This is a genomic window from Rhizobium sp. IY2 (assembly GCF_047532935.1).
GTDB lineage: Bacteria > Pseudomonadota > Alphaproteobacteria > Rhizobiales > Rhizobiaceae > Rhizobium > Rhizobium anhuiense.
This window is the reverse complement of sequence record NZ_JBLKNU010000002.1, coordinates 735,986-761,651: the sequence shown is the minus strand read 5'-3', so window position 1 is coordinate 761,651 and position 25,666 is coordinate 735,986. Positions and strand designations below refer to the sequence as shown.

26 protein-coding genes are annotated in these 25,666 nt (G+C 61.4%); 7 read left to right on the top strand and 19 right to left on the bottom strand.

Translation table 11 applies throughout. The features are described 5' to 3' along the window. The first annotated feature begins 113 nt into the window (after positions 1-113). Positions 114-1,274, top strand: a complete 1,161-nt coding sequence (locus tag ACMUVN_RS12235) for a fumarylacetoacetate hydrolase family protein (protein ID WP_097630960.1) — start codon at positions 114-116, stop codon at positions 1,272-1,274. A gap of 1 nt (position 1,275) precedes the next feature. Here the strand turns inward: ACMUVN_RS12235 and scpA are convergent, their stop codons facing one another. Then, on the bottom strand, positions 1,276-3,414 hold the full coding sequence (gene scpA, locus ACMUVN_RS12230; protein WP_097630961.1) for a methylmalonyl-CoA mutase: 2,139 nt from the start codon (positions 3,412-3,414) through the stop codon (positions 1,276-1,278). Between the two features lie 233 nt (positions 3,415-3,647). Here scpA and ACMUVN_RS12225 point away from each other — a divergent pair, with 233 nt between their 5' ends. Next, positions 3,648-5,006 carry an LLM class flavin-dependent oxidoreductase gene (locus ACMUVN_RS12225; RefSeq protein ID WP_097594818.1) on the top strand — a complete coding sequence of 453 codons (1,359 nt, stop codon included), beginning with the start codon at positions 3,648-3,650 and terminating at the stop codon, positions 5,004-5,006. Here ACMUVN_RS12225 and ACMUVN_RS12220 read toward each other — a convergent pair whose 3' ends face one another. The 5 genes from ACMUVN_RS12220 to ACMUVN_RS12200 form a co-directional block, all read right to left on the bottom strand. Then, on the bottom strand, positions 5,007-5,660 hold the full coding sequence (locus ACMUVN_RS12220) for a methionine ABC transporter permease (RefSeq protein ID WP_097544047.1): 654 nt from the start codon (positions 5,658-5,660) through the stop codon (positions 5,007-5,009). Continuing rightward, positions 5,641-6,726 (bottom strand): methionine ABC transporter ATP-binding protein, encoded by a 1,086-nt coding sequence (locus ACMUVN_RS12215; RefSeq protein WP_097622775.1) that lies wholly within the window; start codon positions 6,724-6,726, stop codon positions 5,641-5,643. Before ACMUVN_RS12215 ends, ACMUVN_RS12220 begins: the two co-directional genes overlap by 20 nt. 89 nt (positions 6,727-6,815) lie before the next feature. Further along, complete coding sequence (locus ACMUVN_RS12210; RefSeq protein ID WP_097622774.1) at positions 6,816-7,649, bottom strand: MetQ/NlpA family lipoprotein; 834 nt, start codon at positions 7,647-7,649, stop codon at positions 6,816-6,818. 243 nt (positions 7,650-7,892) lie between these two features. Beyond that, entirely contained in the window at positions 7,893-8,453 is a 561-nt protein-coding gene (msuE, locus tag ACMUVN_RS12205; RefSeq protein WP_097622773.1) for an FMN reductase, read from the bottom strand. A gap of 174 nt (positions 8,454-8,627) precedes the next feature. Beyond that, positions 8,628-9,830: an MFS transporter gene (locus ACMUVN_RS12200; RefSeq protein WP_063476071.1), complete on the bottom strand. Its 1,203-nt coding sequence runs from the start codon at positions 9,828-9,830 to the stop codon at positions 8,628-8,630. Positions 9,831-10,183: 353 nt separating this feature from the next. Here ACMUVN_RS12200 and ACMUVN_RS12195 point away from each other — a divergent pair, with 353 nt between their 5' ends. Continuing rightward, complete coding sequence (locus ACMUVN_RS12195) at positions 10,184-10,642, top strand: helix-turn-helix domain-containing protein (protein ID WP_047613041.1); 459 nt, start codon at positions 10,184-10,186, stop codon at positions 10,640-10,642. A gap of 40 nt (positions 10,643-10,682) precedes the next feature. On the opposite strand, the gene ACMUVN_RS12190 is transcribed toward ACMUVN_RS12195, so the two are convergent. Beyond that, positions 10,683-11,123, bottom strand: coding sequence for a DMT family transporter (locus ACMUVN_RS12190; RefSeq protein ID WP_047613040.1), 441 nt, complete (start codon positions 11,121-11,123; stop codon positions 10,683-10,685). Further along, positions 11,120-11,581, bottom strand: coding sequence for a DMT family transporter (locus ACMUVN_RS12185; RefSeq protein ID WP_414815144.1), 462 nt, complete (start codon positions 11,579-11,581; stop codon positions 11,120-11,122). Before ACMUVN_RS12185 ends, ACMUVN_RS12190 begins: the two co-directional genes overlap by 4 nt. 181 nt (positions 11,582-11,762) lie before the next feature. On the opposite strand from ACMUVN_RS12185, the gene mug reads away from it, so the two are divergent. From mug to ACMUVN_RS12170, 3 genes are all read left to right on the top strand, one after another. Further along, entirely contained in the window at positions 11,763-12,317 is a 555-nt protein-coding gene (mug, locus tag ACMUVN_RS12180) for a G/U mismatch-specific DNA glycosylase (RefSeq protein ID WP_063476069.1), read from the top strand. Positions 12,318-12,407: 90 nt separating this feature from the next. Further along, the gene (locus ACMUVN_RS12175) at positions 12,408-13,253 is read left to right on the top strand and encodes a pirin family protein (protein ID WP_097544051.1); all 846 of its coding nucleotides are present in this window, start codon (positions 12,408-12,410) and stop codon (positions 13,251-13,253) included. Positions 13,254-13,313: 60 nt separating this feature from the next. Continuing rightward, entirely contained in the window at positions 13,314-13,532 is a 219-nt protein-coding gene (locus ACMUVN_RS12170; protein ID WP_047613034.1) for a hypothetical protein, read from the top strand. Between the two features lie 12 nt (positions 13,533-13,544). On the opposite strand, the gene ACMUVN_RS12165 is transcribed toward ACMUVN_RS12170, so the two are convergent. The 6 genes from ACMUVN_RS12165 to ACMUVN_RS12140 form a co-directional block, all read right to left on the bottom strand. Next, positions 13,545-14,681, bottom strand: coding sequence for an NAD(P)/FAD-dependent oxidoreductase (locus ACMUVN_RS12165; RefSeq protein WP_063476068.1), 1,137 nt, complete (start codon positions 14,679-14,681; stop codon positions 13,545-13,547). Further along, positions 14,674-16,170: a M81 family metallopeptidase gene (locus tag ACMUVN_RS12160; protein ID WP_063476067.1), complete on the bottom strand. Its 1,497-nt coding sequence runs from the start codon at positions 16,168-16,170 to the stop codon at positions 14,674-14,676. Before ACMUVN_RS12160 ends, ACMUVN_RS12165 begins: the two co-directional genes overlap by 8 nt. Before the next feature lies 1 nt (position 16,171). Beyond that, positions 16,172-17,137, bottom strand: a complete 966-nt coding sequence (gene speB / locus ACMUVN_RS12155) for an agmatinase (RefSeq protein ID WP_080759870.1) — start codon at positions 17,135-17,137, stop codon at positions 16,172-16,174. 1 nt (position 17,138) lies between these two features. Next, a complete protein-coding gene (locus ACMUVN_RS12150; protein WP_097544053.1) occupies positions 17,139-17,828 on the bottom strand; it encodes an ABC transporter permease in 690 nt (229 codons plus the stop codon). 3 nt (positions 17,829-17,831) lie between these two features. Further along, positions 17,832-18,542 carry an ABC transporter permease gene (locus ACMUVN_RS12145; RefSeq protein ID WP_097544054.1) on the bottom strand — a complete coding sequence of 237 codons (711 nt, stop codon included), beginning with the start codon at positions 18,540-18,542 and terminating at the stop codon, positions 17,832-17,834. A 72-nt stretch (positions 18,543-18,614) separates the two neighbouring features. Then, positions 18,615-19,403 (bottom strand): transporter substrate-binding domain-containing protein, encoded by a 789-nt coding sequence (locus tag ACMUVN_RS12140; protein WP_097544055.1) that lies wholly within the window; start codon positions 19,401-19,403, stop codon positions 18,615-18,617. A 125-nt stretch (positions 19,404-19,528) separates the two neighbouring features. On the opposite strand from ACMUVN_RS12140, the gene ACMUVN_RS12135 reads away from it, so the two are divergent. Beyond that, the gene (locus tag ACMUVN_RS12135) at positions 19,529-20,446 is read left to right on the top strand and encodes a LysR family transcriptional regulator (RefSeq protein ID WP_049809800.1); all 918 of its coding nucleotides are present in this window, start codon (positions 19,529-19,531) and stop codon (positions 20,444-20,446) included. 79 nt (positions 20,447-20,525) lie between these two features. Here the strand turns inward: ACMUVN_RS12135 and ACMUVN_RS12130 are convergent, their stop codons facing one another. The 5 genes from ACMUVN_RS12130 to ACMUVN_RS12110 form a co-directional block, all read right to left on the bottom strand. Further along, complete coding sequence (locus ACMUVN_RS12130) at positions 20,526-21,059, bottom strand: GNAT family N-acetyltransferase (protein ID WP_047614931.1); 534 nt, start codon at positions 21,057-21,059, stop codon at positions 20,526-20,528. Positions 21,060-21,078: 19 nt separating this feature from the next. Further along, positions 21,079-21,897 carry a bifunctional allantoicase/(S)-ureidoglycine aminohydrolase gene (locus ACMUVN_RS12125; RefSeq protein ID WP_047613020.1) on the bottom strand — a complete coding sequence of 273 codons (819 nt, stop codon included), beginning with the start codon at positions 21,895-21,897 and terminating at the stop codon, positions 21,079-21,081. Between the two features lie 125 nt (positions 21,898-22,022). Next, positions 22,023-23,858 carry an ABC transporter ATP-binding protein gene (locus ACMUVN_RS12120; RefSeq protein ID WP_097544058.1) on the bottom strand — a complete coding sequence of 612 codons (1,836 nt, stop codon included), beginning with the start codon at positions 23,856-23,858 and terminating at the stop codon, positions 22,023-22,025. A 17-nt stretch (positions 23,859-23,875) separates the two neighbouring features. Then, positions 23,876-25,072 (bottom strand): aminotransferase class V-fold PLP-dependent enzyme, encoded by a 1,197-nt coding sequence (locus tag ACMUVN_RS12115; RefSeq protein WP_063476062.1) that lies wholly within the window; start codon positions 25,070-25,072, stop codon positions 23,876-23,878. Between the two features lie 70 nt (positions 25,073-25,142). Next, positions 25,143-25,655: a RidA family protein gene (locus tag ACMUVN_RS12110; RefSeq protein WP_097544059.1), complete on the bottom strand. Its 513-nt coding sequence runs from the start codon at positions 25,653-25,655 to the stop codon at positions 25,143-25,145. Positions 25,656-25,666 lie beyond the last annotated feature (11 nt).

Here is a 25,666-nt window from a genome sequence, read left to right as displayed (position 1 = left end):
TCTTGCCCCGCCTTCATGAATGTGATCGATTTCGGCAGTCGCCGGGTCGGAGGGCGGCAACACCCCACAATTCTCAAAAGAGCGCTTCTCGCTCACCTTGACGGAAGATCACCATGTCTCAAGCTCTTCTCGATGTCGCCGCTTCGGATGGTCTTTTCGTCGGCCGCGTCTGGAATCCCGACGTTGCCGGACCGAGCATTGTGACATCACGCGAGGGCGTGCTGGTCGACATCACCTCGCGCGAGGCGCCGACGCTGAGCGCTCTCTTCGAGCGGCAGGACGCCGCCGGCTTCGTCCGCGCCGCAAGTGGCAAGGCGGTCGGTTCAGTGGAGCAGATCGTCGCCAACAGCACCGGCAAGCCGGACGAAGCGCGTCCCTATCTCCTGGCGCCCGTCGACCTGCAGGCCGTCAAGGCCTGCGGCGTCACCTTCGCCCAGTCGATGATCGAGCGCGTCATCGAGGAGAAGGCTGCCGGCAATCCGGAACGTGCCGCCGCCATCCGCGAACGTGTCAGCACGCTGATCGGCGGCAGCCTCACCAATCTGAAGGCGGGTTCGCCGGAGGCTGCCAAGGTCAAGCAGGCGCTGATCGACGAGGGCATGTGGTCGCAATATCTCGAAGTCGGCATCGGGCCGGATGCCGAAGTCTTCACCAAGGCCCCGGTGCTTTCCTCCGTCGGCTGGGGTGCGGAGGTCGGCCTGCATCCGATCTCGACCTGGAACAATCCGGAGCCGGAAATCGTGCTCGCGGTCAATAGCCGCGGCGAAATCAAGGGCGCGACGCTCGGCAACGACGTCAATCTGCGCGACGTCGAGGGCCGCTCGGCACTGTTGCTCGGTAAAGCCAAGGACAACAATGCCTCCTGCTCGATCGGTCCTTTCATCCGCCTGTTCGATGCCGGCTACAGCCTGGATGATGTTCGCAAGGCCGAACTCGATCTGAAGGTCACCGGCCGGGACGGCTTCGTGCTGCGCGGCAAGAGTTCGATGTCGCAGATCAGCCGCGATCCGACCGATCTCGTCAAACAGACGGTCGGCGCGCATCACCAATATCCCGACGGCTTTATGCTCTTTCTTGGCACGTTGTTTGCACCGACGCAGGATCGCGAGGCGCCGAAGCAGGGCTTCACCCACAAGATCGGCGATGTCGTCGAGATTTCCTCGGCAGGGCTCGGCGCGCTCGTCAACACCGTTCGGCTCTCCACCGAATGCCCGCCTTGGACCTTCGGCATTTCGGCGCTGATGAGTAATCTCGCAAAGCGTGGATTGCTGTAAGCTACTGGTTTCGCCGCTTGCCCTCTAAAAGGTCGAGAACGGAGTTTGCCGCCTCGAGAACGTTCGTGCCGGGCCCGAACACGGCTGCAACGCCGTGTTCGTGCAGGAAGTCATAGTCCTGCCGCGGGATGACGCCGCCGCAGACGACGATGATATCGCCACCGCCCTTTTCCCTCAGCCTGTCGATCAGCTGCGGCAGCAGCGTCCTGTGACCGGCCGCCAATGACGAGACGCCGACGACATTGACCTTTTCGCTGAGCGCGACGCTGGCGGCTTCGTCAGGGGTCTGGAACAGGGGACCGGCGAGCACATCGAAGCCGATGTCACCGAAGGCCGAGGCGATCACCTTGGCGCCCCGATCGTGCCCGTCCTGACCGAGCTTGGCGACCATGATTTTCGGCCGGCGGCCCATCGCTTCCGTCACCTCAGTCATGCGGGTCCTCAAGACGGCGAGTTCCGGCTCGTTGCTATAGGCCTCGCCGTAGACGCCTTTGATGACATTAGGGATCGCGGCATGATCGCCGAAGGCATCGCGCATGGCATCCGATATCTCGCCGACCGTGGCACGAGCCCGGGCCGCCTCGATGGCGGCTTCCAGCAGGTTGCCCTTGCTGGTCCGGGCGATCTCCGCCAGCGCGGCCAGCGTCTGGCGCACGGCCCCGCCATCGCGGCGCCGTTTGGTTTCCTCGATCCGCCTGATCTGTGCGATGCGCACCGCACTGTTGTCGATCTCCAGAATGTCGATCGGCTGTTCGTTGTCGAGCCTGTAGCGGTTGACGCCGACGATGACCTCCTCGCCCTTGTCGACGGCCGCTTGCCGGCGCGCGGCCGCTTCCTCGATCAGCCGTTTCGGCAGGCCGTCATTGACGGCCTTGGTCATGCCGCCGAGCGCTTCCACCTCCTCGATCAGCGCCCAGGCCTTGTCGGCAAGCTCCTTCGTCAGGCTTTCGACGTAATAGGAGCCGGCGAGCGGATCGACGACCTTGGTGACGCCGGTCTCATGCTGGAGGATGAGCTGCGTGTTGCGGGCAATGCGGGCGGAAAACTCCGTCGGCAGCGCGATCGCCTCGTCGAAGGAATTGGTGTGCAGCGACTGCGTGCCGCCGAGCACGGCCGACATCGCCTCGAAGGCGGTGCGGATGATGTTGTTATAGGGGTCCTGTTCCTGCAGCGAGACGCCCGACGTCTGGCAATGGGTGCGCAGCATCAGCGAGGAAGTCTTCTTCGGCTGGAACTCTTCCATGATGCGGGTCCAGAGCAGCCGGGCGGCGCGAAGTTTGGCCGCCTCCATGAAGAAATTCATGCCGATCGCAAAGAAGAAGGAGAGCCTTCCGGCGAAATCGTCGACATTGAGGCCCTTGGCGATCGCCGCCCTGACATATTCGCGGCCATCGGCAAGCGTGAAGGCGAGTTCCTGCGTGAGCGTCGCGCCGGCCTCCTGCATGTGATAGCCGGAGATCGAGATCGAATTGAACTTCGGCATCTCCCTTGCGGTATATTCGATGATGTCGGCAACGATCCGCATCGAGGGTTCTGGCGGATAGATATAGGTGTTGCGGACCATGAACTCCTTGAGGATGTCGTTCTGAATGGTCCCCGAGAGCTCGGCCCGCGAAACGCCCTGCTCCTCGCCAGCCACGATGAAGGCGGCGAGGATCGGGATGACGGCGCCGTTCATGGTCATCGACACCGACATTTCGCCGAGCGGAATGCCGTCGAACAGGATTTTCATGTCCTCGACGCTGTCGATTGCCACACCTGCCTTGCCGACATCGCCCTCGACGCGGGGATGGTCGCTGTCGTAACCGCGATGGGTGGCAAGATCGAAGGCGACCGACAGGCCCTTCTGGCCGGCTGCCAGATTGCGGCGATAGAAGGCGTTCGATTCCTCCGCCGTCGAGAAGCCGGCATATTGGCGGATCGTCCATGGCCGGCCGGCATACATCGTCGCGCGTGGGCCGCGGGTGAAAGGCGAAAAACCGGGAAGCGAGCCGAGATGCTCGGCACCGTCCAGATCCTCGGCCGTATAGAGCGGCTTGACGGCAATGCCTTCCGGCGTCTGCCAGGTCAGCGTTTCAGGTGAAGCGCGCAGATCCTTTTGCGCAAGCTCCGCCCAATCCGACAGCGTCTTCTTCGTCATGCGTTTCCTCCGGCTTTTTTCATCCCAACCCTACCATTTCACAGGCTCTTCGTGCGATAGAGCCCGAACAGGATGATTTTGGGCCGAGCCGGCCTAAAATCTGAATCCTGTTCTACATTATATAGTTAGAGCATGATGTCGTCCGAAAACCGCACGCACTTTTCGGCATCACGCTCTAGGATAATTAATGCGGCAAATCCTTGATTTCTATTGCCGGTTTTGGGACCCGCCTCATGAAGACCATGCAGATCTATGCCTTTGACATGAACTGCGTCGGGCATATCAACCACGGCCTGTGGACGCATCCGCGCGACGGCTCAGCGCATTATACCGATCTCGACTATTGGACGGAGTTTGCCAAGACCGCCGAACGCGGCAAGCTGGACGGCATCTTCCTTGCCGATATCGTCGGCGTCTATGACATCTTCAGAGGAAGCCCGGCGCCGGTGATCACGACGGCGGCGCAGATCCCGGTCAATGATCCGCTCATCCCGATTTCGGCGATGGCCTATGTCACCAAACATTTGGGTTTTGGCGTCACCGTCAATACCACCTATGAGCCGCCCTTTCTGCTGGCGCGGCGCATGTCGACGCTCGATCATCTGACCAAGGGGCGGATCGGCTGGAACATCGTCACCGGTTATCTCGATAGTGCTGCCCGCAGCATGGGTTTCGACAGGCTGCCGGAACATGACGCGCGTTACGACGCAGCCGAGGAATATCTCGAGATCGTCTACAAGCTCTGGGAAGGCAGCTGGGATGACGATGCGGTGCTGCGCGACAAGGTGGGCGGCATCTATGCCGATCCCTCCAAAGTGCGCACTGTCCGTCATGACGGTCAATATTACCGGATGGAGGGCATCCATCTCTCCGAACCTTCTCCACAGCGCACGCCCCTGCTCTTCCAGGCCGGCGCCTCCGCACGCGGCCAGGACTTTGCCGCCCGGCACGCCGAATGCGTCTTCCTCGCCGGCTCGAACCCCAGGGCGATGCGGCCGACGGTGGATGCGCTGCGGGCGAAGGCCGAGGAATTCGGCCGCGGCGCCGACGCACTGAAGATCCTGAGCCTGATCACTGTTGTCGTCGGGCGGACGGAGAAGGAAGCACGGGACAGGCTGGAGGAGTATCGCCGCCATGCGAGCGTCGAGGCCTCGCTTGCGCATTACTCCGCCTCCGTCGGCATCGATTTTTCGAAATATGGGCTGGATGACGTCATCGACCAAAGCTCGACGAACGCCAATCAGTCGGCGCTTGCGGCCATCACCAAACAGGCGGCGAAGCCGGTGACGCTGCGCGACATCATCGACCAGATGATACTCGGCAGCCGGATGAAGCCGGTGGTGGGCTCGCCCGAGCAGATCGCCGATCATCTCGAGGCATGGATCGAGGAGGGCGGCATAGACGGCTTCAATCTGGCGCGGACCGTGGCGCCGGAAAGCCTGCGCGATTTCGTCGACCTGGTGGTGCCGGTGCTGCAGGAGCGCGGTCTCTTCAAGGCGGACTACGTGGAAGGACCTTTGCGGCAGAAGCTTTTCGGCGGCGGGGACGGCAGGTTGCCCGCCGCGCATCCCGCCGCCCAGTTCCGGCACTGACTATCGATGGTCCAGCTTGGCGACCAGCCGGTCGCCCAGCCACTGAATGCCGCAGACGAGGACGATGAGGACGGCCACCACCGCGATCATCACATTGGTTTCGAAGCGCTGATAGCCATAGCGGATGGCGAGATCGCCGAGACCGCCGGCGCCGATCGCGCCCGCCATCGCCGAGGCGCCGATCAGCGTCACCAGCGTGACGGTGAAGCCGGCGACGATGCCCGGCAAAGCTTCGGGCACCAGCACCTCACGGATGATCGTCCAGCGATTGCCGCCCATGGCGCGGACGGCATCGATCAGCCCGCGGTCGACCTCGCGCAACGACACTTCGGCGATACGGGCGTAATAGGGCGTTGCGGCGATGGCGAGCGGCACGATGGCCGCCCAGGTGCCGAGCGCCGTGCCGACGATCAGCCGCGTCAGCGGGATCAGCGCCACCAGCAGGATGATGAAGGGCACCGAGCGGAAGCCGTTGATGATCCCACCGAGCACGCGATTGATCCACAGATTTTCGGCGATGCCGCCGCGCGCCGTCGCCACCAGGGCAAGGCCGAGCGGCAGGCCGGCGACGAGCGAGATCACTCCCGAGGCGACGGTCATCAGGACCGTCTCCCAAAGGGAGCGAAGAAGCAGTTCAACCATGATCGGTGTCATAACCAAGCACCTCCACCCGGGCGGACCGGGCCGTCAGGAATTGTTCGACCTTTCCGGCAAGCGCGGGGTCGCGCATGGGAACGGCGATGAAGAACCGTGCCACCGGCTGGTTCTGGATGTGGTCGATGCCGCCATGGACGAGGCGGAAGGAATGCGGCAGCGCCGCCGAGAGTTCGGCAAACAGCGCGCCCTGCGCCTGCGGCCCGGCGAGATCGACGCTGAGGATCGCCTCGCTCCCCGTCGTTGCCGACAGCCGACCGGCGATGTGATCCGGAAGCTGCGGGCGGATACCGCCGAGCAGGCTCCCGGTGATGTCAGCCTGCGGGTTGGCGAAGACCGACCAGACCTGCCCTTCCTCCACGATCCGCCCGGCGTCGATGACTGCGACGCGATCGGCAATGCCGCGCACCACTTCCATCTCATGCGTGATCAGCAGAATGGTCAGCCCGAGCTTACGGTTGATATCCCTCAACAGCGCCAGGATCGACCGGGTCGTTTCCGGATCGAGTGCCGACGTCGCCTCGTCGGACAAAAGCAGTGCCGGGCGGGCCGCAAGCGCCCGAGCGATGCCGACGCGTTGTTTCTGCCCGCCGGAGAGCGATGAGGGATAGGCTTTCGCCTTGTCGGCAAGCCCGACCAGATCGAGCAGCTCATGCGCCCGTTTCAAGCGCTCGTTCTTTGCAACGCCCTCGATCTTCAGCGGTAGCGCGACATTTTCCTCGACGGTCTTGGCGGAAAGCAGGTTGAAATGCTGGAAGATCATGCCGATGCGGCGGCGCAGCGGCTGCAGTTCCTGTTCTGAAAGTCCGGTGATATCTCGGCCTTCGATGAGAATCTCGCCGCTATCGGCGCGCTCCAGGCCGTTGAGGCAACGGATCAGCGTCGATTTGCCGGCGCCGCTGCGGCCGATGATGCCGAGGATCTCACCTCTCTTCACCGTCAGCGAAATACCGTCGAGTGCTGCCGTGGTTCCGAACCGCCGCTTCACATTGGTAAGCCTCACCACGTCTTCGGCCGCCGCTTGCGGCTGTGTCTCGATCGCCGTGGTGGAAACAAAGGAATTCATGTGCTTTTCCTTACAAACACCGAAGGCGGCCCGGGCAAGGAACGCCTGGACCGCCTCTCGGCAGGGCTTAACCCCCGCCCCGCTTCGGATCAGTAGGCGCTGAGACCCGTTCCCTTGTAAACCTTGTCGAACTCGGCCTTGACGGTCTCGTTCTGATAGGAAGAGACAAGCGTCTTGACCCACTCGGCATCTTTATTGTCGGCCTTGACCGCAATGAAGTTGCGATATGGATTGTCGGCAATCGGCTCCTGCGCAATGCGCTCGGCCGGCGAAAGGCCGCTCTTCAGCGCCCAGTCGGTATTGACGACACCGGCATCCAGGTCGTCGATCGAGCGGCCGACGATACCCGCGTCGAGTTCCTTGATTTCGATCTTCTTCGGATTGTCGGTGACGTCGGCGACAGTTGCGAGAATGCCGGTGCCGTCCTTCAGCTTGATCAGGCCTTCGTTCTGGAGAACGCGCAAAGCGCGGCCTTCGTTGGAGGGATCGTTCGGCACGCCGATGACGGCACCTTCCGGGATCTCGGCGACGGACTTGTACTTCTTGGTGTAGAGGCCGATCGGCCAGACGCCGGTATAACCGACACGAGCGATGTGGTAGCCGTGCTGCTTGATCTGGTTGTCGAGATAGGGCTGGTGCTGAAAGGCGTTGGCGTCGATTTCGCCGCGCTCCAGCGCCTCATTCGGCTGCGTATAATCGTTGAAGGTGATCGTCTCGATCTTCAGGCCTTTCTTGGCCGCCTCGCTGGTGACGACGCGCCAGACGTCTTCATCCTCGCCGGCCATGATGCCGACCCTGATCGACTTGTCCTCGGCAAAGGAAGGAGCTGGTGCTGCAAAGGTGAAGAGCGCGGCAGCGGAAACGGCGACAAGAGCCGCCCGGCGCGAAAGGTGGAAGTCGTGAAGATTTTTATTCTTGGTCATTTTATATCCCGTCTGACTGAGTGAGGCCATACGCCCCGACCAGGCCGATCATGGCAAATGCGCGGATCGGTAGCGAAGCACGATTGTCCGATGTGGAGGAAGGGTCGGAAAAACTCTTGCCCTGCCATTGGTATCGGCAGGATAAATTTCCATCAAATTTGTGGATTATGACGACGTGAGAAGGGTGGCCCAAAAACGAAAACGGCGCCTCCGCGGCGCCGTTTCAAGCCTATCCCTAACTCTTCATTCGGCGGCGATAAGCGCCTGATTCCGGCTGGGAAAGAAGGCCGAGAGCTCACCGATAACCTCCCCGATCCGCTTGGAAAGCGGCTCGGATGAGACACGGTAATCGGTGAAGTCGCGGTCGGACGCGTAAACGGCGGTCGGCAGCGTGTGAGACATGAAGAAACCGAAGAGCGGACGGAGCTGGTGCTCGACCATCAGCGCATGCCGATCGCCGCCGCCGGTCGCAGTGATGATGATCGGCTTGGCGCGCAGCTCATGCGGGTCGATCAGGTCGATCAGATGCTTGAAGAGGCCGGGATAGCTGCCCTTGTACGTTGGCGCTCCGATCACCAGCACGTCGGCATTGACGATGTCGTCGATGACCTCCTTGGCGCGACTGTCGAGATCGCCACGCCGCAGCGCCTGGCCAAGCGAGGGGCCGACATCGGTCAGGTCGTAGATGGTGTTGTCGAAGCCGTATTTCTCGCCGGCGAGGCCAGCAACGTTTTCGACGAGCGCGAAGGTCTTCGAGGGGCGGTTGAAGCTACCCGCAAGGCCGACCAGTTTGTGAGCAGACATGCCATTTCCTTCCAATATCGTGCCGAAACCGATGTCATTCTCCAACGAATATTATCTATAAAAATAGTGGATTAAAGGAATGGTGATCCCTCTTCCCCATATGAGGAGAAAAATACGTTCGTGCCTGTCGCGATAGCGACGTGTGAACCGCATGATGCGTCGAGCCGGAATACTCTAGGCCGATTTCTGCTTGGGTATGCGCGGAAGGAAGACCGTCAGGAGACCGAGCAGCGGCAGGTAGGAGCAGATCCGGTAGACGAAATCGATGCCGTGGGTATCAGCGAAATCGCCGAGCAATGCTGCACCAAGTCCCCCTGCCCCGAAGGCGAAGCCGAAGAAGACGCCGGCAATCAGTCCGACGCGCCCGGGCACCAGTTCCTGCGCGAAGACGACGATCGCCGAGAAGGCCGAAGCGAAGATCAGGCCGATGACGATGCTGAGCACGCCCGTCCAGAGGAGATTCGCATAAGGAAGCAGGAGCGCGAAGGGAATGACGCCCAGGATCGAGAACCAGATGACGAACCGCGCACCGAAGCGATCGCCGATCGGCCCACCGAGGAATGTGCCGACGGCGACCGAGCCGAGGAACAGGAAGAGCATCAGCTGTGCCTGCTGCACGCTGAGCTCGAACTTGTCGATGACATAGAAGGTAAAGTAGCTCGACACGCTCGCCATGTAGACATTCTTCGTCGCCGTCAGCAGCACGAGGATCAGCAGCGCCCAGACGACCCTGTTCTGCGGCAGCGGCAGGGCCCGGCTCACCGCCGGTTTGCTGGCATTCTGACGTCGGTGGCTCATGTACCAGTTGCCCACCCAGCTCAGCACGACCATGCCGACCATGGCGATGGCGGCAAACCAGGAGACGCTGTGTTGCCCAAGCGGCAGCACGATGAAGGCGGCGAGCAGTGGACCGATCGCCTGGCCGGCATTGCCGCCGACCTGGAAGAAGGACTGCGCGAAACCGTGGCGACCGCCGGAGGCCAGACGGGCGACGCGCGAGGATTCCGGATGGAAGACGGCTGAGCCAAACCCGATCAGGCTTGCGGCAACCAGCAGCAGCGCGAAACTGCCGGCGTTGCCGAGCAGGATGAGGCCGCAGAAGGTGCTCGCCATGCCGACCGGCAGCGAATAGGGCATCGGCCAGCGGTCGGTGACAATGCCGACCAGCGGCTGCAACAGCGAAGCGGTGACCTGGAACGTCATGGTGAGGAGGCCGATCTGCACAAAATCGAGATCGTAATTCGCCTTGAACAGCGGATAGAGCGAGGCGAGCAGCGATTGCATGATGTCGTTCAGCATGTGGCAGAAGCTGACCGCCATGAGGATAGACATCGTTGTTTTTTCGAAACGGGGCGCGCCTTCGGCAACCGTTGCCATCAATATTCCTCCTGCACAGGCCGGTCGGTGCCGTGCCGCGTCTTTTTTCGATGGATTTTAGGCGATCGGGGCTGGGAAGACTATCGAGCGGCGGTCGCTGAATTGCATTTAGCGTAAGCCGGGCGGCAATCACAGCCCAGTTTCATCGGGATTGGTACGGCTTTTGTTTGATTTGCCCTTTTGTCGACCGATTCCAGCGTGGCTTTATGTCTTTCCGGACGGGGGCTTTCATATCACAGTCAGTCGCGATCATCGCATATTGAGTACGCTATATGAAAACAACCATGGAAAACCGAAGCGGGGAATACTACAGCTGCGCCGATTGAAAATGCGATCGAGGCTGAAAACACGCGATGAATGTCAAGACACCGAATGCAATAGACAGCTATGTCGGAGCGCGCATAAGAATGCGTCGGCAGTTGCTCGGGATGAGCCAGGAACGGCTTGCCGAGCAGATCGGCGTAACCTTTCAGCAGGTTCAGAAATACGAGAAGGGCATCAACCGCATCGGCGCGAGCCGCCTGCAGCGGATCGCCGATGTGCTCCACACCTCGGTAAGTTTCTTTTTCGAACAGGAGAATTCCGAGCCGTTGACGCTGCAAGGGCTGGATCTGTCGGCGAATTCCGATCCGGTCGCCGAATTCCTGCGAACGAAGGAAGGATTGGTGCTCAATCGCGCCTTTCTGAAGATCGCCGACCGCAATATCCGCGAAACGGTCATCGCATTGGTGAAGGCGATGGCGCAGGCAGAAAGTCACGGTGTGACATTGGGCGCCTCCATAGCGGACGTCACTCTTCCGCTCGGAGAATAGCTGGGCGTATCGGCAGGCAATAACCGCATGAAGCGCTTGGCTATTGCGAGCCGTCGCCTTTGCGTCGCCTCCGGCTGACCATCATGCCGCCGACGATGAGGACGATTCCGGTCGCGTTCGCCCAAAACGACGTTGGAACGGCGCTGATATAATCAAGCGCCACGCCTGTCACCATCTGACCACCGATGATCAGCAGAGCCGAATTGACCGCGCCTATGCGCGCAATCGCCCAACTGCCCGCCGCCACAAAAACAACACCGATGGAGCCGCCCAGATAGGCATACCAAGGCGCCTCGGCGGCGCCTGCAGGAAGCAGGCCCCCGACGAAGAGACCGAGGCATGTGAGAACGGCAAAGCCTATGGCATGATTCCAGAAGGATGCGATCAGCGGCGTGGTGGATATGCTCAACCGCCCATTGAGCTGGCGGCTGAGACCGACGAGCGCGCCGCCGAGGCACGCCAGGAGAATGAATAGTGTCACGCTCCACCTCGTCCAAACAGGATGATGAGGGCACCCCCGGTGACGACCAGGCCGAGTGCTACGATGTCTCGCATATCCGGACGCCGCTTCGGCAAACCGAACAGTCCCCAACTGTCGGCCGCGACGCTGAAGGCGACCTGGCCTGCCAAACCGAGCGGCGAGTTGACCGCGGTCGAGGTCAGAATGACCGTTGCCGCGCCGGATATCCCACCGAAGTAAGCCCACCACGGCGCGTTGGGGGCTTTTCCCACCGTCGGCCTGCGCCGGCGGTGGACCAGCAAGAGAAGAATGACGGCTGCGAAGATGCCTGTGCCATGAGCGGTCCAGGAGGAGAACAGGGGATTGCCATAATGGGCCAATTCCCCGTTGAAGTGCACCATGAACGTCAAGAGCCCACCCGTGGCAAAAGCACCGATGAAATAGATGGGATGCGAATTACGCGCTGCTTCGGTGGTCATTGCGGATCCTGTCAAAGAATCGATTGCGCCCGATATTTTTCAAATTGCCACTAAGGCCATTCATCGGCATTTTCAGCAAGATGATTAGCACCGTGTGTCTGTCGGATCGGCCCTCCTTGATGGCGCTGATGAAGCTCGTTTCGATCGACGCGACCCATTTAATCCGAACAATGGTTTTACAATGCCAGATGCCACGTCCGAGGACCTCGATGGTCCAGACGACCCTGCAATACCACGGACCGGATTGTCGGAAATCCTCGCGCCCGGCCTTTCCGTGGTTTTCTGCGGATTGAATCCGGCTCTGTCCGCCGTTCGCGACGGGCATAATTTCTCGAACCCGAGCAACCGTTTTTGGCGGGTCTTGCATCTGGCTGGATTTACGCCGCGCTTGCTGCGAGCAGATGAAGAGCGCGCGTTGCTGCAATATGGCTGTGGCCTGACGTCCGCGGTTTCACGCCCGACGAAAAGCGCAGGCGAACTTAAGAAGCAGGATTACCTCAGCGCAGCACCTGCTCTGGAAAGCAAGATACGAACGTTTGCGCCGGCCAATCTGGCCTTTCTTGGAAAGGCGGCATATGCGGCAATCAGTCTTCGAGCCAATGTCGAATGGGGTCGGCAAGCCGAGGAATTTGCCGGCGCCGTCGTCTGGTTGTTGCCAAATCCGAGTGGCCTCAACAGAGCCTTCACCTTGACGACATTGACCGAACGCTATCTCGAGCTGAGAGCGACGCTCTAGCCATCATAATGCCTGGACGAATGCGCTGACCCGCCCTTCCAGCAGATGGCTAATGGCCTGGTGTCATCATTGCCTTGCATGGAGGATGCGATGCTGCTCAAGGGCGAACGAACCTTCGTGGTGCGGGATGCGGGAGGTTTCGTCGCGCACGTCAATATGCCGGGCTGGTTGACGCCGAAGCCGACCGATCACGGCCATGGCCCCCTCGCCATGATCGCAGAATCCATCCTCGATCCCGGTCGCCTGATCGCGATGCATGAGCATAGAAACGACGAGATCATTTCCTGGGTGCCCGAAGGCGTCATGCGTCACGACGACAAGGCTGCGGGCCGACTGGTGATCGACCGCGACCATCTCATGGTGATGAATGCCGGAGCAAGCTTTTGGCATTCCGAAGAAACGCTGGCATCCGATCCGCCTCTGCGGATGCTGCAAATCCTCATTCGCCCTCACGCCATCGACCTCGAACCGAAGGTCCAACACGGACCGGTGCCAGTTGCCGCGGCAAACACCTGGCGACACCTGGTCGGGCCGGAAGCGGAGGGCGCGCCCTTCTATGTCCGCAGCACGATCGACGTCTTCGATATGCGGCTGGACGCGGGCGCAAGGGTGGAATTTCCGCGCAAGCAAGGCCGAGACCTCTATTTCTATGTCTTCAGCGGTTGTGTCGTCGTCGATAAGCAGACATTCGCCGAAGGCGAGCAGGGGCTGCATTTATTGGATGACAAGCTCGAAGTAGAGGCGCAGAGTGCAAGCATGTTGGTCGCGTTTCTGCTCGATCCGAACGCAGCGATCACCAGGCAGGGAACTGTCGGCGACCACAAGAAGATCCCACCGGCAATCCTCATTCGCGCGTTCCTGCGATGGAGGAAATTCCGCCAGATGTGGCGTCGTCATCTTTCGCATCGCCGCTCGAACACCGAAAAGGCGATATAAATGGAACAAGGATGCCCCTAACGGGTTTCGAACCTTAGCGTTCAATAGGAGGAGCATTTCATGCCTACGGTTGCCGCGACACCCATCACCCCGCCTGACCAGCATGTTGTCACAGCGCGCGAAGCCATCGAGCCGCTTTATGAGAAGCTTGAGCTGCAAACCGAATCGCTGGTCCTCGCTGCGGCGCTGGAAGCGGGCTGGCCTCCCGAGGAGGCAACCGAGGCACTGGCAGCACTCAGGCTACAGGACGCACTTTCCACCCTTGGACGAACGACTTAGCCGATAAGCCCATTATTCAAAGCGGATCGGCGAGAAAGTTTCCGCAGTGATCCCCTCCTGGCGGAGGGCTGCCGGAATCGGGGTTTCCAGAAGCAGCGACGACGCGAGCGCAGCGACCGCTGGCGAACTTTGAATACCGAACCCGCCGAGCCCGGCCAGCCAAAAGAAGCCCGGCGCCCGCTTTGAGGCACCGATGACCGGCAGCCGGTCCGGTGCGAAGGTGCGCAGGCCCGCCCAACTATGGGAGATCCGATGGATTTCGAGCTTGGTGCAGTCGCTCAGATATTGCGCCGCCTGGGCGATATCCAATTCTTCCGGCCAAGCGTCATGCGGGGCGACCGGCGTCTCATCCGCCGGACTAACCAGGAGCCGGCCTGCATCCGGTTTGAAGTAGAAATCCTCGTCGATTTCGTTGACTTCGGGCATGGCCGAAACATCGTAGCCCTCAACTGGCACGGTGATGGCGGTTCGGCGATAAGGCACTAGGCCGAGAGGCGTCGCGCCGAAATGGAGCGCCACGGGATCGGCCCAGCCGCCCGCCGCGTTCACCACCGTCGTGGCCAGCAGATCGGCGCCGTTCGTCTCCAGCCGCCATGCCGATCCGTCCATTCGGGCGCCCGTCACCTCGGCGTTGCGGCGCAGGTCGGCCCCGGCGTGTCGCGCCGATTTCAGATAGGACTGCAGCAGGCTGTCGACCTCGATGTCCCAGCAATCCGGGTCATAGAGCGCAGCCGCGACCCAGTCGGGGTCGAGAAACGGGACCAGCGCCAGCGCATCGGCAACCGTGAGCAATTGAAGCGGCCGGGCCATGGGCGCGCTTTTGTTGCGCTCGACTTCGAAGATGTGATGGAGATGCCCGGCCTTCTCGGCCTGGGCAATGCAGAGGTTTCCGCGCGGCCGGATGAGCGGCAGGTCGCAGAACCCATCCGGAGGCGTCTGGAGAAATCCGGCGCTGGCCCGGATCAGCCGCCCCGCGCCTTCGGACTGGAAGCGCAGCGAGAATTCCGCCGCCGAGCGGCCGGTGGAATGATAGCCCCATGCCTCCTCCCGCTCCAGCAGCACGACCGAACGGCGATTGCCGATGGTATGTGCCAGTGCGGCGCCGACGATGCCGCCGCCGATGATGGCAATGTCAAAATGTTCAGCCATTGATTGGATCCAGTGGAAAAATTGGGCGTCGAATATTGCGGTAGTTGCGGCGGGTGAGATCCGGCGAGCATAATCCGCCGGCATCGGTCACCAGGATCTCACTTGCGAGCGGGGCGAAGGCGCCGCGGAAATGATGCATGGATTTCACCGCCAGGACCGCCTTCGCCGTCGGTTCGATGCCGAGCGCGCGGAAGATGTTGGCGTCGAGCATCTGTTGGTTTTCAGATGCGATCAGCACCTCTATCCCGCCGACCCGGAAAGAAACGGAGCGGCCGAGCGTGCCGGGAAGGCCGGTGAACATCGGCCCTTCAAATGTAAAGGCCCCATCGGAGACGGCCGCAACAGTGCCAGTGACTTCGATCGGCCCACCGCCCGTGCTCGGATCCGTCTTGCCGCCGAGCAATACAGTGCATTCTGCGCCGACACCTGCGGATGCCAGCAGGTCAGCCGCTTGCGGGTCGTAGAGCACACCGAGAGCAATATTGCCCCGCCCTGCGTCAAGCAGCGCAGCCAACAATGTCGTGCTGTCGCCATAGCCGCCTGAGCCCGGGTTGTCGGAGAAGTCGGCCACCACGATCGGCTTGTCGGTGGATTTGTGCGCCTTCAGCCGGGCGATACACTCCCAGAGAGGGATCGGCCGGGCCCAGTCGTCGCGGAAGTCCCATATCCGCGCGCAGATCCTGTCGGCAGTTGCTTGAGCCGTGACGGCGGAGACGATCTTTTCGTCGTAATTTACGAGAACGCTCGGGCCTGCCGCCCAGACATCGGCATCGGTGAAACCGGCGTTGACGGAGACGTTGAGGATGCCCGGCGTCATCATTTCCAGCGCTGCATCTTCCAGCAGCCGGCACATCGGCCCGTCCTGCGTCGTTCGTCCGTCGTCACAGCCGACCAGCATCGGCGGCCGGGCGATGAGCAGGCGCGGCGCCGTCTCGCCTGCCATTGCCGCATGAAGCAGCGTGCAGGCCTCGCGTCCGCGCTCGCGCATGTCGATATGGGGATAGGTCCTGAAGCTTACCGCGATATCGGCAAGCCCTGCCATTGCATCGAAGATATTGGCATGCAGATCGAGCGTCACCGCAATCGGGAGATCGGCCCCTACCACCGAACGGATGGCGGCGAGAAACTGGCTCTCTCCATCCTCGGATGTCTCGGTGACCATCGCGCCGTGGAGTGCGACGAAAATCCCGTCGATCGGCCCGGCCGTTTCAAGGCCGTGAACGACATCTGCGGTAATCGTGCGGCGCGCGGCTTCGGTGACCGTGCCGCCCGGCTGAGCATGAGCGGCAAGAATCGGCACAACCTCCCAACCCCTCGCCTCGGCCAGATCGAGGGCGCCGCCAATCTCGGAATTGGTGCCGCGCATCTTCGTGACAATCTCGACACCTTGGAAATAGCGACTGGCATGGAAGGCCTCGATCGGGGTCGAGCGAATGGTGAAGGTGTTTCCTTCGTGAGAGAATTCGATCAGAGCGACGCGAAAGCCCATCTTATACTCCTTGCCGGCCTGCCGCGCGGGCGCAGATATATTCCAGGATCAGCGAGGCGCCCAGGAGCGCTGTCACGCCGGTCGGATCATAGGGTGGCGCCACCTCGACGAGGTCCATCCCGACGAAATTGACATCCGTCGTCCGGCGCAGGATCGAGAGGATTTCGTGCGGCGCCAGTCCGTCGACGACCGGGGTGCCTGTGCCGGGAGCAAAGGCAGGATCGAGGCAGTCGATGTCGATGCTCAGATAGGTGGGCCTGTCACCCACCACTTCGCGCAGGCGAGCAAGGGCACCCTGCCAACCATGTTCGTGCAGCCAGTCACGGTAGAGCACGGTGATCGAGTCGGTATGGTCGTAATGGGTGCGGATGCCGATTTGGATTGCGTGAGCGGGGTCGATCAATCCATCGCACATTGCATGATGCACGAATGTGCCATGGTCGAATTCCTTGCTCGCCTGCGTGTCACGGTGGGCGTCGAACTGGACATAGGCGAGCTTCCCGTGCCGCTCGGCATGGGCCTTCAAGGCGGTGAAAGTGGTGCTGTGATCGCCGCCCAGCATGACCGTTCCGGCCCCCTCCTCGACGATCCGGCGGGCGAATTCCACCGCGTTTTCCAGCATCTTTTGTGGCTGCCCGCGCCGGAACGGCACGTCGCCAGCGTCCACCACCGAGAGCCGGTCGAAGGGGTCGAAACCCCAGGGCCAGACCTCGCCCCAGGCCAACTGGGTCGAGGCTTCGCGTAGCGCGGACGGGCCGAAGCGTGCACCCGAGCGGCCGGAGGTCGCCAGATCGAAGGGAATGCCATAGACGACAAGATCGACGCCGGTGAAATCCAGGCTGGGACGGCGCCGAAGGAAGGTGCGGATGCCGGAATAAGGCATTTCCACATGGGTCCCGTCCGGACCGGGCACGGTCTGGAACACACCTTCATGGCCGAAGATGCTCTGATTGGATTGTATTTTCATTTCAAACTGTTCCTGCGAAATGTAGCCATCGGTTGCGACCCTCGAGGCGGCGCCAGAGCGCTTCGATCAGGAGGACGACGGCCAGATAGTTAAGCGCCGCCACGTAGAAGACGGTGAGGTCGAAGCTCTGGGCGTAAAGGGATCGCGCCTGGCCCATGATATCGGGCACGGTGATCACGCTGACGATGGCCGAGGCCTTGAGCAGCAGCACCAGTTCATTGCCGATGGTCGGCAGCATCCGTGCCGTGGCGATCGGCAGCACGATCTTGCGGAAAATCTGCACGGTCGAAAGGCCGAGCACCCGCCCTGCCTCGATCGTCCCTCGCGGCACGGCCTGGATACCGCCGCGCAAGATTTCCGCCTGATAGGCCGCGGAATTGAGTGCGAAGGCGAGGAGGCCGCAATAGAACGCATCGCGAAAGAACCACCAAAGGCCAATATCCCGCAGTTCGCGGCTGAAGGAGCCAAGGCCATAATAGATCAGAAAAACCTGAACCAGCAGCGGCGTGCCGCGCATGAGGTAGATATATCCATAGGCCACGCCGGAGATTGTCCGGTTGCGACTGAGCCGGGCCAGTGCGAGTGGCAGCGCCAAGCTGAAGCCCATGAGCGCGCTCAGCAATGTCAGCGTAACCGTATTCTGAAGCCCTTGCGCCCATAGGGCGAGATTGTCGGTGAGAAGCGTCAGCATCTTCTAACGCCCCCTACCGCGAGGAGCCGTGCGTCGTTCCAACAGCGCCTGACCGATGCCCGACAGCAAAGCAAGCGCGACGTAGATCAGGGCGAGCACGGTATAGAAGAAGAACGGCTTCTTGGTCGTCGAGATCGCCATATTGGTGTAACGGACGAGGTCGTTCACCGCTATGATCGAAACCAGCGACGTATCCTTCAGAAGGATCAACCACAGATTGCCGAAAGCGGGAATGCAATGCCGCCACATCTGGGGGAGGACGACCAGGAAGAAGGCCTGTCTCCGGTGCAGGCCCAGCGATGCCGCCGCCTCTGCCTGTCCCCTGCCGACCGCCTGATAGGCGGCACGGACGACTTCGCTGCCGAGTGCGCTGAAGACGAGCGTCAGCGCCACCACGCCAGCCGCAAAGGCATTGAGTGAAATGTTGGCGTTCGGGAAAGCGAGATGCACCACCCAGTCAATGAGCACTTGGAGCTGGTAGTAGATGATGACGAGGGTCAACAGCTCGGGCAGACTGCGAAAGACTGTCGTGCTGGCGAACGCGAACCAGCGGGCAATCGGACTGCGGGCGTTTTTGCCCCAAGCCAGCAGGAAGGATAGGACCAGGGCCAGCGGAGCGGTGGCGAAGGCGAGTGCGAGTGTTACACTCAGGCCTCGCAGCAACTCGTCTCCCCAGCCCTCGTCGCTGAATAACAGCAGTGAGATGAACTCCATCGCGAATTATCTTCCGATTGCTTGGCGGGGCTGGCTGGACGCTGACTGTGTGGCGTCCAACCTGGTTGCGGACTACTTGAAGATTTCGCCGGCGAGCTTCGGTTGTGTCATGATGTCGAATTTGAAGTAGCGCGCGCGAATCTTGCCATAGGTGCCGTTGGCCTGGATCTCGGCCAGCGCGTCGTTCAGCCGCTTCAGCAGCGCCTGATCGTCCTTGCGGACGGCAATCCCCGTGCCCTTCATGCCGTCATCGCCGAAGGCCTCTCCGACGAAATCACAGCAGGCGCCGCTGTCCTTGGCGAGCCAATCCGCCAGCACGAACTGGCTGGCCAGGACCAGATCAAGCCTCTGATTGTCGAGGTCGAGCAGAGCGTCGTCGAGCTTGGGATAAAGCTTCACCTCCGCTTCGGGGAAATATTGCTTGAGGATCGCGACCTCGGTCGTGCCTGATTGGGTGCCGACCACCAGCCCTTTCAAATCGGCTGGCAGCGCGCTCTTCAGTCCCGAATCCTTGGAGGCGACGAAGCGGTCGGGGTTGAAATAGTAGGGAGCGGTGAAACTGATCACCTTCGCGCGTTCAGCGGTGATCGCCATCGAGGAAAGGATGGCGTCGAATTTCTTCGCATTCAGCGCCGGGATGATCCCATCCCAATCGGTGGACACCCATTCGCACTTCACCTTCATTGTCTCGCAGAGCGCGTTGCCGATGTCGATATCGAAGCCGTTCAGATTGCCGGCGCTGTCAAAATACTCGAACGGTGGGTAATAGCCCTCAGTTCCCATTCGGACGACACCGTCTTCCGCCGCCGCATTGGTCGCGGCAGCAGCGGCAATCAGGGCGAGGATTCTAAGATATCGCATGGCGGTCTCCTGTTGATGGGTGCGGGCTTTGCTCCGAGGGCGGTTCAGGATTCCGGAAGATGGTGAATATTGAAAATTCTTATTTCTTCTTCTAGAAATAAATTTCGCTTATGGAGACATGCCAGATGGTCGACTTCGTCCGGCAACTTGACTGGAACCTGCTGCACACTTTCATGATCGTGGCGCAGGAACGGAGCATGACGCGGGCCGCCGACGTGATGCACCGCACCCAGCCGGCGATCAGCCAGGGGATCAAGCGGCTTGAGGAAACGGCCGGCACGAAGCTTCTGGAACGCAGTCGTACCGGCCTGATACCAACGCCCGCGGGCGAAATGCTGCTCGAACAGGTCCGATCGATTTTCGCGACGATTTCCCGCTTGCCGGTCGGTTTCGAAGCGGCGCCGGCGGCGTTGTCCGGCAGGTTGAAGATCGCCATGATCGACCAAGTGGTGAACGAGACCTTGGATCGTGCGCTGACGTCTTTCTTCGCACGGTATCCAGGCGTGGATCTGGAAATCACAGTGAGCACCACGGCGGCCATCATCCGTGCCGTAGAACTCGGCCATTGTACCTTCGGTATCTCGGACGGGGTGATTCCGGATTTCCTGGCTTCCCGCGAGTTGATGCGAGAGAGGTTCGGCCTGTTTTGCGGCGCAATCCACCGGCTGGCTGGCCGCAGGGACCTGACCGTCGCACAACTGCGTGCCGAACCATTTATCGGCTTCACCGCAGATGTGCTCGGCGGCACGCATATGGGCGATGTCACCGCCTACCGCGCCAGCGCCTCGATCGGTCAACGGGTACGGGGTCAGTCGAGCTATGTCAGCGAGATACGGCGGATGATCGAATGCGGCCTCGGAATAGGCTTCCTGCCGCTGCATCTCGCCGAACCGTATGTCGACCAGGGAAAGTTGTGGCGCCTGCCGCCCTATCGGGACGAGCCCTGCGCATCGGCCTATGTCGTCACCAATCCGCAAATCGGGCTCTCGGTGCCCGAGACGTTGTTCCTGAAGGAGCTTTCGAAGATCGATTTCGGACTCTGAGCTATGCTTTGCAATATATCGTTACAGCCATGAATTATCATGCTCCATAGTCGGCCGGCACGAGCCCTGATATCCGCTTTCAAATAACGTTTGGTGATCGCAGTTCGTAGAGCACGTGAGGGCGCAACGGATGCCCTTCGGCCAAATTGGGATGATCGAAGTCACCGATCCGGTTCATTCCCAATCGCCTCATCAAACCCCAGGAATTGCTGTTTGCGGGCACCGTGAAGCTGACGATGCGGTCAAGTTTCAGATCGTTGAAGGCAAAGTCGAGAGACCGTTCCGCTGCTTCGCGCGCATATCCGGCGCCGTGCCGCGACGCTGAAAGCCGCCAGCCGATTTCGACTGCCGGGGCAAACGGCAAAGCCGGCGAAACGTTGTTGAGGCCGCAGAGGCCGATCAACGCGCCGCCTGCCTTCTCCTCCAGCGCCCAGAAGCCCCAGCCATGATCCTCGAAGTGACGGTCGATGCGGTCGAGCATCGCATCCGACTGTTCATCTGTCAGAGGATTGAGATATCGGACGACGTCGGGTTCGGCGTTGATCGCAGCAAAGGGTTTACGATCCTGCTGCCGCCAGGGTCTCAAGATCAGTCGTTCGCTTTCGAGCCTCATCGCCCCTCCGCGACAGATCCTACCAGAGCGTCATATGACGGTTGACGTCCTTGTAGAGCAGGTAGCGGAACCGGCCGGGGCCGCCGGCGTAACATGCCTGCGGGCAGAAGGAGCGCAACCACATGAAGTCGCCGGCCTCGACCTCGACCCAATCCTGGTTCAGGCGATAGACCGCCTTGCCTTCCAGCACATAGAGACCGTGCTCCATGACATGGGTTTCCATGAAGGGGATCACGGCACCCGGCTCCAACGTCACGATATTCACGTGCATGTCGTAGCGGACATCGGCCGGATCGATGAACCGGGTCGTTCCCCAGCGGCCATCGGTGTCGGGCATTGCCGAGATGGCGTGCTCGTCCTCATGCGTGAAGATCGCCGGCGGCGGTTCCAGCCCGTCGACCTCCTGAAAGGCCTTTCGAATCCAGTGGAATTTTGCCGCGGTCGAACCGTCGTTTTTCAGGCGCCAGACTGAACCTGCCGGAAGATAGGCGAACGAGCCGCTGCGAAGCGCATGGCTGACGCCGTCGAGTTCCACCGTGATGTCGCCCTCGACGACGAACAGAACCGCTTCGGCCCGCTTGTCGGGCTCCGGCCGATCGCTTCCGCCGCCCGGCTGGACCTCCATCACATATTGCGAAAAGGTCTCGGAGAAGCCGGAGAGCGGCCGGGAGAGAACCCATGCCCGCGTCCCCGTCCAATGGGGAAGGACGCTGGTGACGATGTCGGTCATGACGCTGCGCGGAATGACTGCATAGGCTGTGGTGAAGACGGCCTTGCTGGAAAGCAGCTCGGTTTGCGGCGGCAGTCCGCCGAGTTTGGAATAATAATCTCTGTTCATCGGTCCAGGCTTCGCGGCTTTTGATTGTGCATCTGCTTTATGCGCCGTTGCCGCGTTAGGCAACTCCCAATGGGTCGAGCCGCGCCGTCCGAGCTCGGGTCTCGAAAAGCGCGCGGCGCTATAGCCTACCGGTCGGCCATCACCAGATGACCCGGCCCGACCTCACGATAGGAGGCGTTCGCCGGCTGATAGTCGACCGGGCGCATCGGGCTCTTGATCTCGTCATTCGCCACCATCCGCTTTTCATGGCGGCGGTCGGGATCGGGCACGGGCACCGCCGCAATGAGCATTTTCGTATATGGATGCTGCGGATTTTCAAAGACCGCGGCCCGTGGGCCGATCTCGACAATCTCGCCGAGATACATCACCGCCACCCGGTGGCTGACGCGTTCGACGACCGCCATGTCGTGCGAGATGAACAGGAAGGCGAGGTTCAGGCTCTGCTGCAAATCGAGCATCAGGTTGATGACCTGCGCCTTGATCGAGACGTCGAGCGCCGAGACGCTTTCGTCGGCGACGATGACCTTCGGCCGCAAGGCGAGCGCGCGGGCGATGCAGATGCGCTGGCGTTGGCCGCCGGAAAACTCATGCGGATAGCGCGCGGCCATATCCGCCGACAGACCGACCTTCATCAGCAGATCAGCGACGACGTCCTTTGCCTGTTTCGCATTGCCCATCTTATGTTCGAGGTAGGGTTCGGCGATCGCAGCACCGACTGTCATGCGCGGATTGAGGCTGGCAAAGGGATCCTGGAAGATCATCTGCACGGATTTGCGCATCTCGCGCAGATCCTTTTTGTCGAGGCCGAGCACCTCCCTGCCCTCGACGAGGACGGAACCGGCCTGCGGTTCGATGAGACGCATGATGGCGCGGCCGGTCGTCGATTTGCCGCAGCCGGATTCACCGACGAGGGACAACGTCTCGCCGGCGTGAAGATCGAAGGAGACGTTTTCGACCGCGTGCACCCGGCTGGTCAGCCGGCCGAACAGGCCGGTATGAATGTCGAAGCGCTTGGTGAGGTTCTTCACCTCAAGGACCGGCCTTGCAGCGACGGTATCGGCGGCCTCGGCGGGAACGTCCGATTCTCCCGTTGCCGTATTGACCACCGGAAAGCGCAGGGGCCTTTGCCTGCCTTGCATCGAGCCAAGCACCGGCACGGCGGATAGCAGCGCCCGGGTATAGGGGTGTTTGCCGCGGTGGAAGATATCGGCGGTGGCGCCGCTTTCGACCTGTTCGCCGCGATACATCACCACCGTCCTGTCGGCGATCTCGGCGACGACGCCCATGTCATGGGTGATGAACAGAACCGAGGTCCCCTCCTCGTCCTGCAGCATCTTGATGAGATCGAGGATCTGACCCTGGATCGTTACGTCGAGCGCGGTCGTCGGCTCGTCGGCGATCAACAGTTTCGGCCGGCTGGCGAGCGCCATGGCGATCATCACCCGCTGGCGCATGCCGCCGGAGAAACGATGCGGATATTCGCCGAAGCGCGAGGCGGCCGAGGGAATGCGGACCTTTTCCAGCAGCCGGATGGTCTCGGCTTTGGCGTCCGTCTTGCTCATATCGGAATGGCAGAGCAGCGCCTCGGAAATCTGATCGCCGATGGTGAAGAGCGGATTGAGCGATGTCATCGGCTCCTGGAAGATCATCGCCACTTCATTGCCGCGCACCTGACGCATGGCATTTTCCGGCAAAGCCAGGAGGTCGCGTCCGCCGAGCATGACGCGGCCCTCGACGCGGCTCGTCTCCGCCTGCAGCAGCCGCATGATGGAGAGCGAGGTGACGCTCTTGCCCGAGCCGGATTCGCCGACGATCGCCACCGTCTCGCCCGGCGCCACGGTGAAGGAGACGTCGCGCACGACCGGTTTCCAGACGCCATCCACCAGAAAGGACGTCGTCAGCCTGTCGACGGCAAGAACGTCGGTCGTCGTCTGGATCGGTTGCGCTTGGACGTTGGCCATGTCTGCTCCTCTACGGTTCAATCCGGCCAGCGCAACAGCCCGTCGAAGCGGTGCCGGCTGCGGTTCTCGATCGGCGTGGCGATGATCTCGTTGGAGGCGCGCGCCTTGTCGAGTTCCTCAGCCAGGCGCTCCGCCACGATCCTCTCCTCGCCCGGATGCAGGTTGCACGGATCGAGATAGAAATAGCGATGCTCCACTTCGTGATCGCGCACGATGATCGGCGGGCTGCCCTTGGCAAGCGCATCGGCCAGATCCCAGGCGGTGATATGGGCCTGCTCGGGATCGACGATCAGGCGCAGCCGATCGAGCGGATTGCTGGTCGGGTCGGGTTCGATCAGTGCGGTGAGGCCGGGGCGACCGTCGAGCGTGCGCTTCCACAGATTGAGATAGCTGGTTTCGCGTTCCCGGATGCCGGCATGGTCGCGTTTCTCCCAGGCTTCGAGTGCCGCCATGACGCCGAAGATGCTCTCCTTGCCGACCTTCATGCCGCGGCCGATGCCCATGTTCTGCAGGAAGGCATGACGCACCAGCTCCTTCTTGCCGGCAACGATGCCCGTAGTCGGACCGCCGAGGAATTTGTGGCCGGAGTAAAGGGCGATATCGGCGCCCTGCTCCAGGAAAATCTTCAGATCATATTCCGAAGCCGCATCGACGATGACGGGCACGCCCTTGGCATGGGCGATCTCGACGAATTCCTTCAGGTTCAAAAGTCCGTAATCGACGACATGGTGCGAGACGACGTAGACGGCGGCTGCGGTCTTGTCGGTGATGGCGTTTTCCATGTGGAAACGATGTGTCGAGGTCGCCTGGCCCACAAGCACGACCTTGCCGCCGGCAAGCCGGATCGCCTGGTCAACAGGTGCGCCGTAGCTCACCACATGGCCCATCTGTACCAGCACTTCGTTCTTCTCCGGCACGACATCCGGCAGCCTCTCGATCGCCAGCAGATTGTTGCCGGTAATCGCACCGGCAACGGCCAGCGAAATGCCGGCCGAGCAGGAAGCGGTGACGAAGCCCGCCTCGCCGCCGGTCAGCCGGGCGATGACGCCGCTTGCCTTGCGCTGCAGGTCGTTGATCTCGACGAAGTGCGGCAGGATCGATGCCATCGCCTCGATCGCTTCCGGCACGACGATCGAGGCGCCGAGGCTCGTCATCGTGCCGGATACGTTGATGACAGGGCGAAGACCGATTGATGGTCTCATATCAGTGGACATGAAGTTCTCCAGAATTCTGGGGCGGGTAGCGGGATAAGATGGGACGCTACTCCAAATATGAAAGTTCTCGTCAGCCGTGCAAGGCGACGATCGCCTCGATCTCGACGGTGATGTTGCCGGGCAGCGAGCCGAAGCCGACGGCCGAGCGGGCATGTTCGCCGGCCGGCCCGAAGACTGCGATCAACAGATCCGAGCAGCCGTTGATGACGCTCGGATGATCCTCGAACTCGGGCACGGCATTGACCATGCCGAGCAGTTTAACCACTCGCTTGACCCGGGTGAGATCGCCGAGCGCCTCCTGCATGACGGCAAGCAGGTTGATGCCGGTCAGCCGCGCATGGCCGTAGGCCTCGTCGACACTGATGCCGCCGCCGACCTTGCCGGCATGCAGGAAACCGTCAGCCTCGCGCGGTCCCTGACCGGAGAGATAAAGCATATTGCCTTCGAGCACATGCGTGACGAAATTGGCGATCGGCGGCGGTGGCGGCGGAAGCGTTATGCCGAGGGCGGCAAGCCGTTCGTAAGGCGAGTTCTCGACCTTGCCGGCGGCGGTGGGAAACTGATTCACGCAAACTCCTGTCATGCAATTTTCGA

Bases quoted from the DNA above. Each gene is read 5' to 3' on its own strand.
- ACMUVN_RS12235 (WP_097630960.1), top strand. From the start codon at position 114: ATGTCTCAAGCTCTTCTCGATGTCGCCGCTTCGGATGGTCTTTTCGTC.
- scpA (WP_097630961.1), bottom strand. From the start codon at position 3,414: ATGACGAAGAAGACGCTGTCGGATTGGGCGGAGCTTGCGCAAAAGGAT.
- ACMUVN_RS12225 (WP_097594818.1), top strand. From the start codon at position 3,648: ATGAAGACCATGCAGATCTATGCCTTTGACATGAACTGCGTCGGGCAT.
- ACMUVN_RS12220 (WP_097544047.1), bottom strand. From the start codon at position 5,660: ATGACACCGATCATGGTTGAACTGCTTCTTCGCTCCCTTTGGGAGACG.
- ACMUVN_RS12215 (WP_097622775.1), bottom strand. From the start codon at position 6,726: ATGAATTCCTTTGTTTCCACCACGGCGATCGAGACACAGCCGCAAGCG.
- ACMUVN_RS12210 (WP_097622774.1), bottom strand. From the start codon at position 7,649: ATGACCAAGAATAAAAATCTTCACGACTTCCACCTTTCGCGCCGGGCG.
- msuE (WP_097622773.1), bottom strand. From the start codon at position 8,453: ATGTCTGCTCACAAACTGGTCGGCCTTGCGGGTAGCTTCAACCGCCCC.
- ACMUVN_RS12200 (WP_063476071.1), bottom strand. From the start codon at position 9,830: ATGGCAACGGTTGCCGAAGGCGCGCCCCGTTTCGAAAAAACAACGATG.
- ACMUVN_RS12195 (WP_047613041.1), top strand. From the start codon at position 10,184: ATGAATGTCAAGACACCGAATGCAATAGACAGCTATGTCGGAGCGCGC.
- ACMUVN_RS12185 (WP_414815144.1), bottom strand. From the start codon at position 11,581: ATGACCACCGAAGCAGCGCGTAATTCGCATCCCATCTATTTCATCGGT.
- mug (WP_063476069.1), top strand. From the start codon at position 11,763: ATGCCAGATGCCACGTCCGAGGACCTCGATGGTCCAGACGACCCTGCA.
- ACMUVN_RS12175 (WP_097544051.1), top strand. From the start codon at position 12,408: ATGCTGCTCAAGGGCGAACGAACCTTCGTGGTGCGGGATGCGGGAGGT.
- ACMUVN_RS12170 (WP_047613034.1), top strand. From the start codon at position 13,314: ATGCCTACGGTTGCCGCGACACCCATCACCCCGCCTGACCAGCATGTT.
- ACMUVN_RS12165 (WP_063476068.1), bottom strand. From the start codon at position 14,681: ATGGCTGAACATTTTGACATTGCCATCATCGGCGGCGGCATCGTCGGC.
- ACMUVN_RS12160 (WP_063476067.1), bottom strand. From the start codon at position 16,170: ATGGGCTTTCGCGTCGCTCTGATCGAATTCTCTCACGAAGGAAACACC.
- speB (WP_080759870.1), bottom strand. From the start codon at position 17,137: ATGAAAATACAATCCAATCAGAGCATCTTCGGCCATGAAGGTGTGTTC.
- ACMUVN_RS12150 (WP_097544053.1), bottom strand. From the start codon at position 17,828: ATGCTGACGCTTCTCACCGACAATCTCGCCCTATGGGCGCAAGGGCTT.
- ACMUVN_RS12145 (WP_097544054.1), bottom strand. From the start codon at position 18,542: ATGGAGTTCATCTCACTGCTGTTATTCAGCGACGAGGGCTGGGGAGAC.
- ACMUVN_RS12140 (WP_097544055.1), bottom strand. From the start codon at position 19,403: ATGCGATATCTTAGAATCCTCGCCCTGATTGCCGCTGCTGCCGCGACC.
- ACMUVN_RS12135 (WP_049809800.1), top strand. From the start codon at position 19,529: ATGGTCGACTTCGTCCGGCAACTTGACTGGAACCTGCTGCACACTTTC.
- ACMUVN_RS12130 (WP_047614931.1), bottom strand. From the start codon at position 21,059: ATGAGGCTCGAAAGCGAACGACTGATCTTGAGACCCTGGCGGCAGCAG.
- ACMUVN_RS12125 (WP_047613020.1), bottom strand. From the start codon at position 21,897: ATGAACAGAGATTATTATTCCAAACTCGGCGGACTGCCGCCGCAAACC.
- ACMUVN_RS12120 (WP_097544058.1), bottom strand. From the start codon at position 23,858: ATGGCCAACGTCCAAGCGCAACCGATCCAGACGACGACCGACGTTCTT.
- ACMUVN_RS12115 (WP_063476062.1), bottom strand. From the start codon at position 25,072: ATGTCCACTGATATGAGACCATCAATCGGTCTTCGCCCTGTCATCAAC.
- ACMUVN_RS12110 (WP_097544059.1), bottom strand. From the start codon at position 25,655: ATGACAGGAGTTTGCGTGAATCAGTTTCCCACCGCCGCCGGCAAGGTC.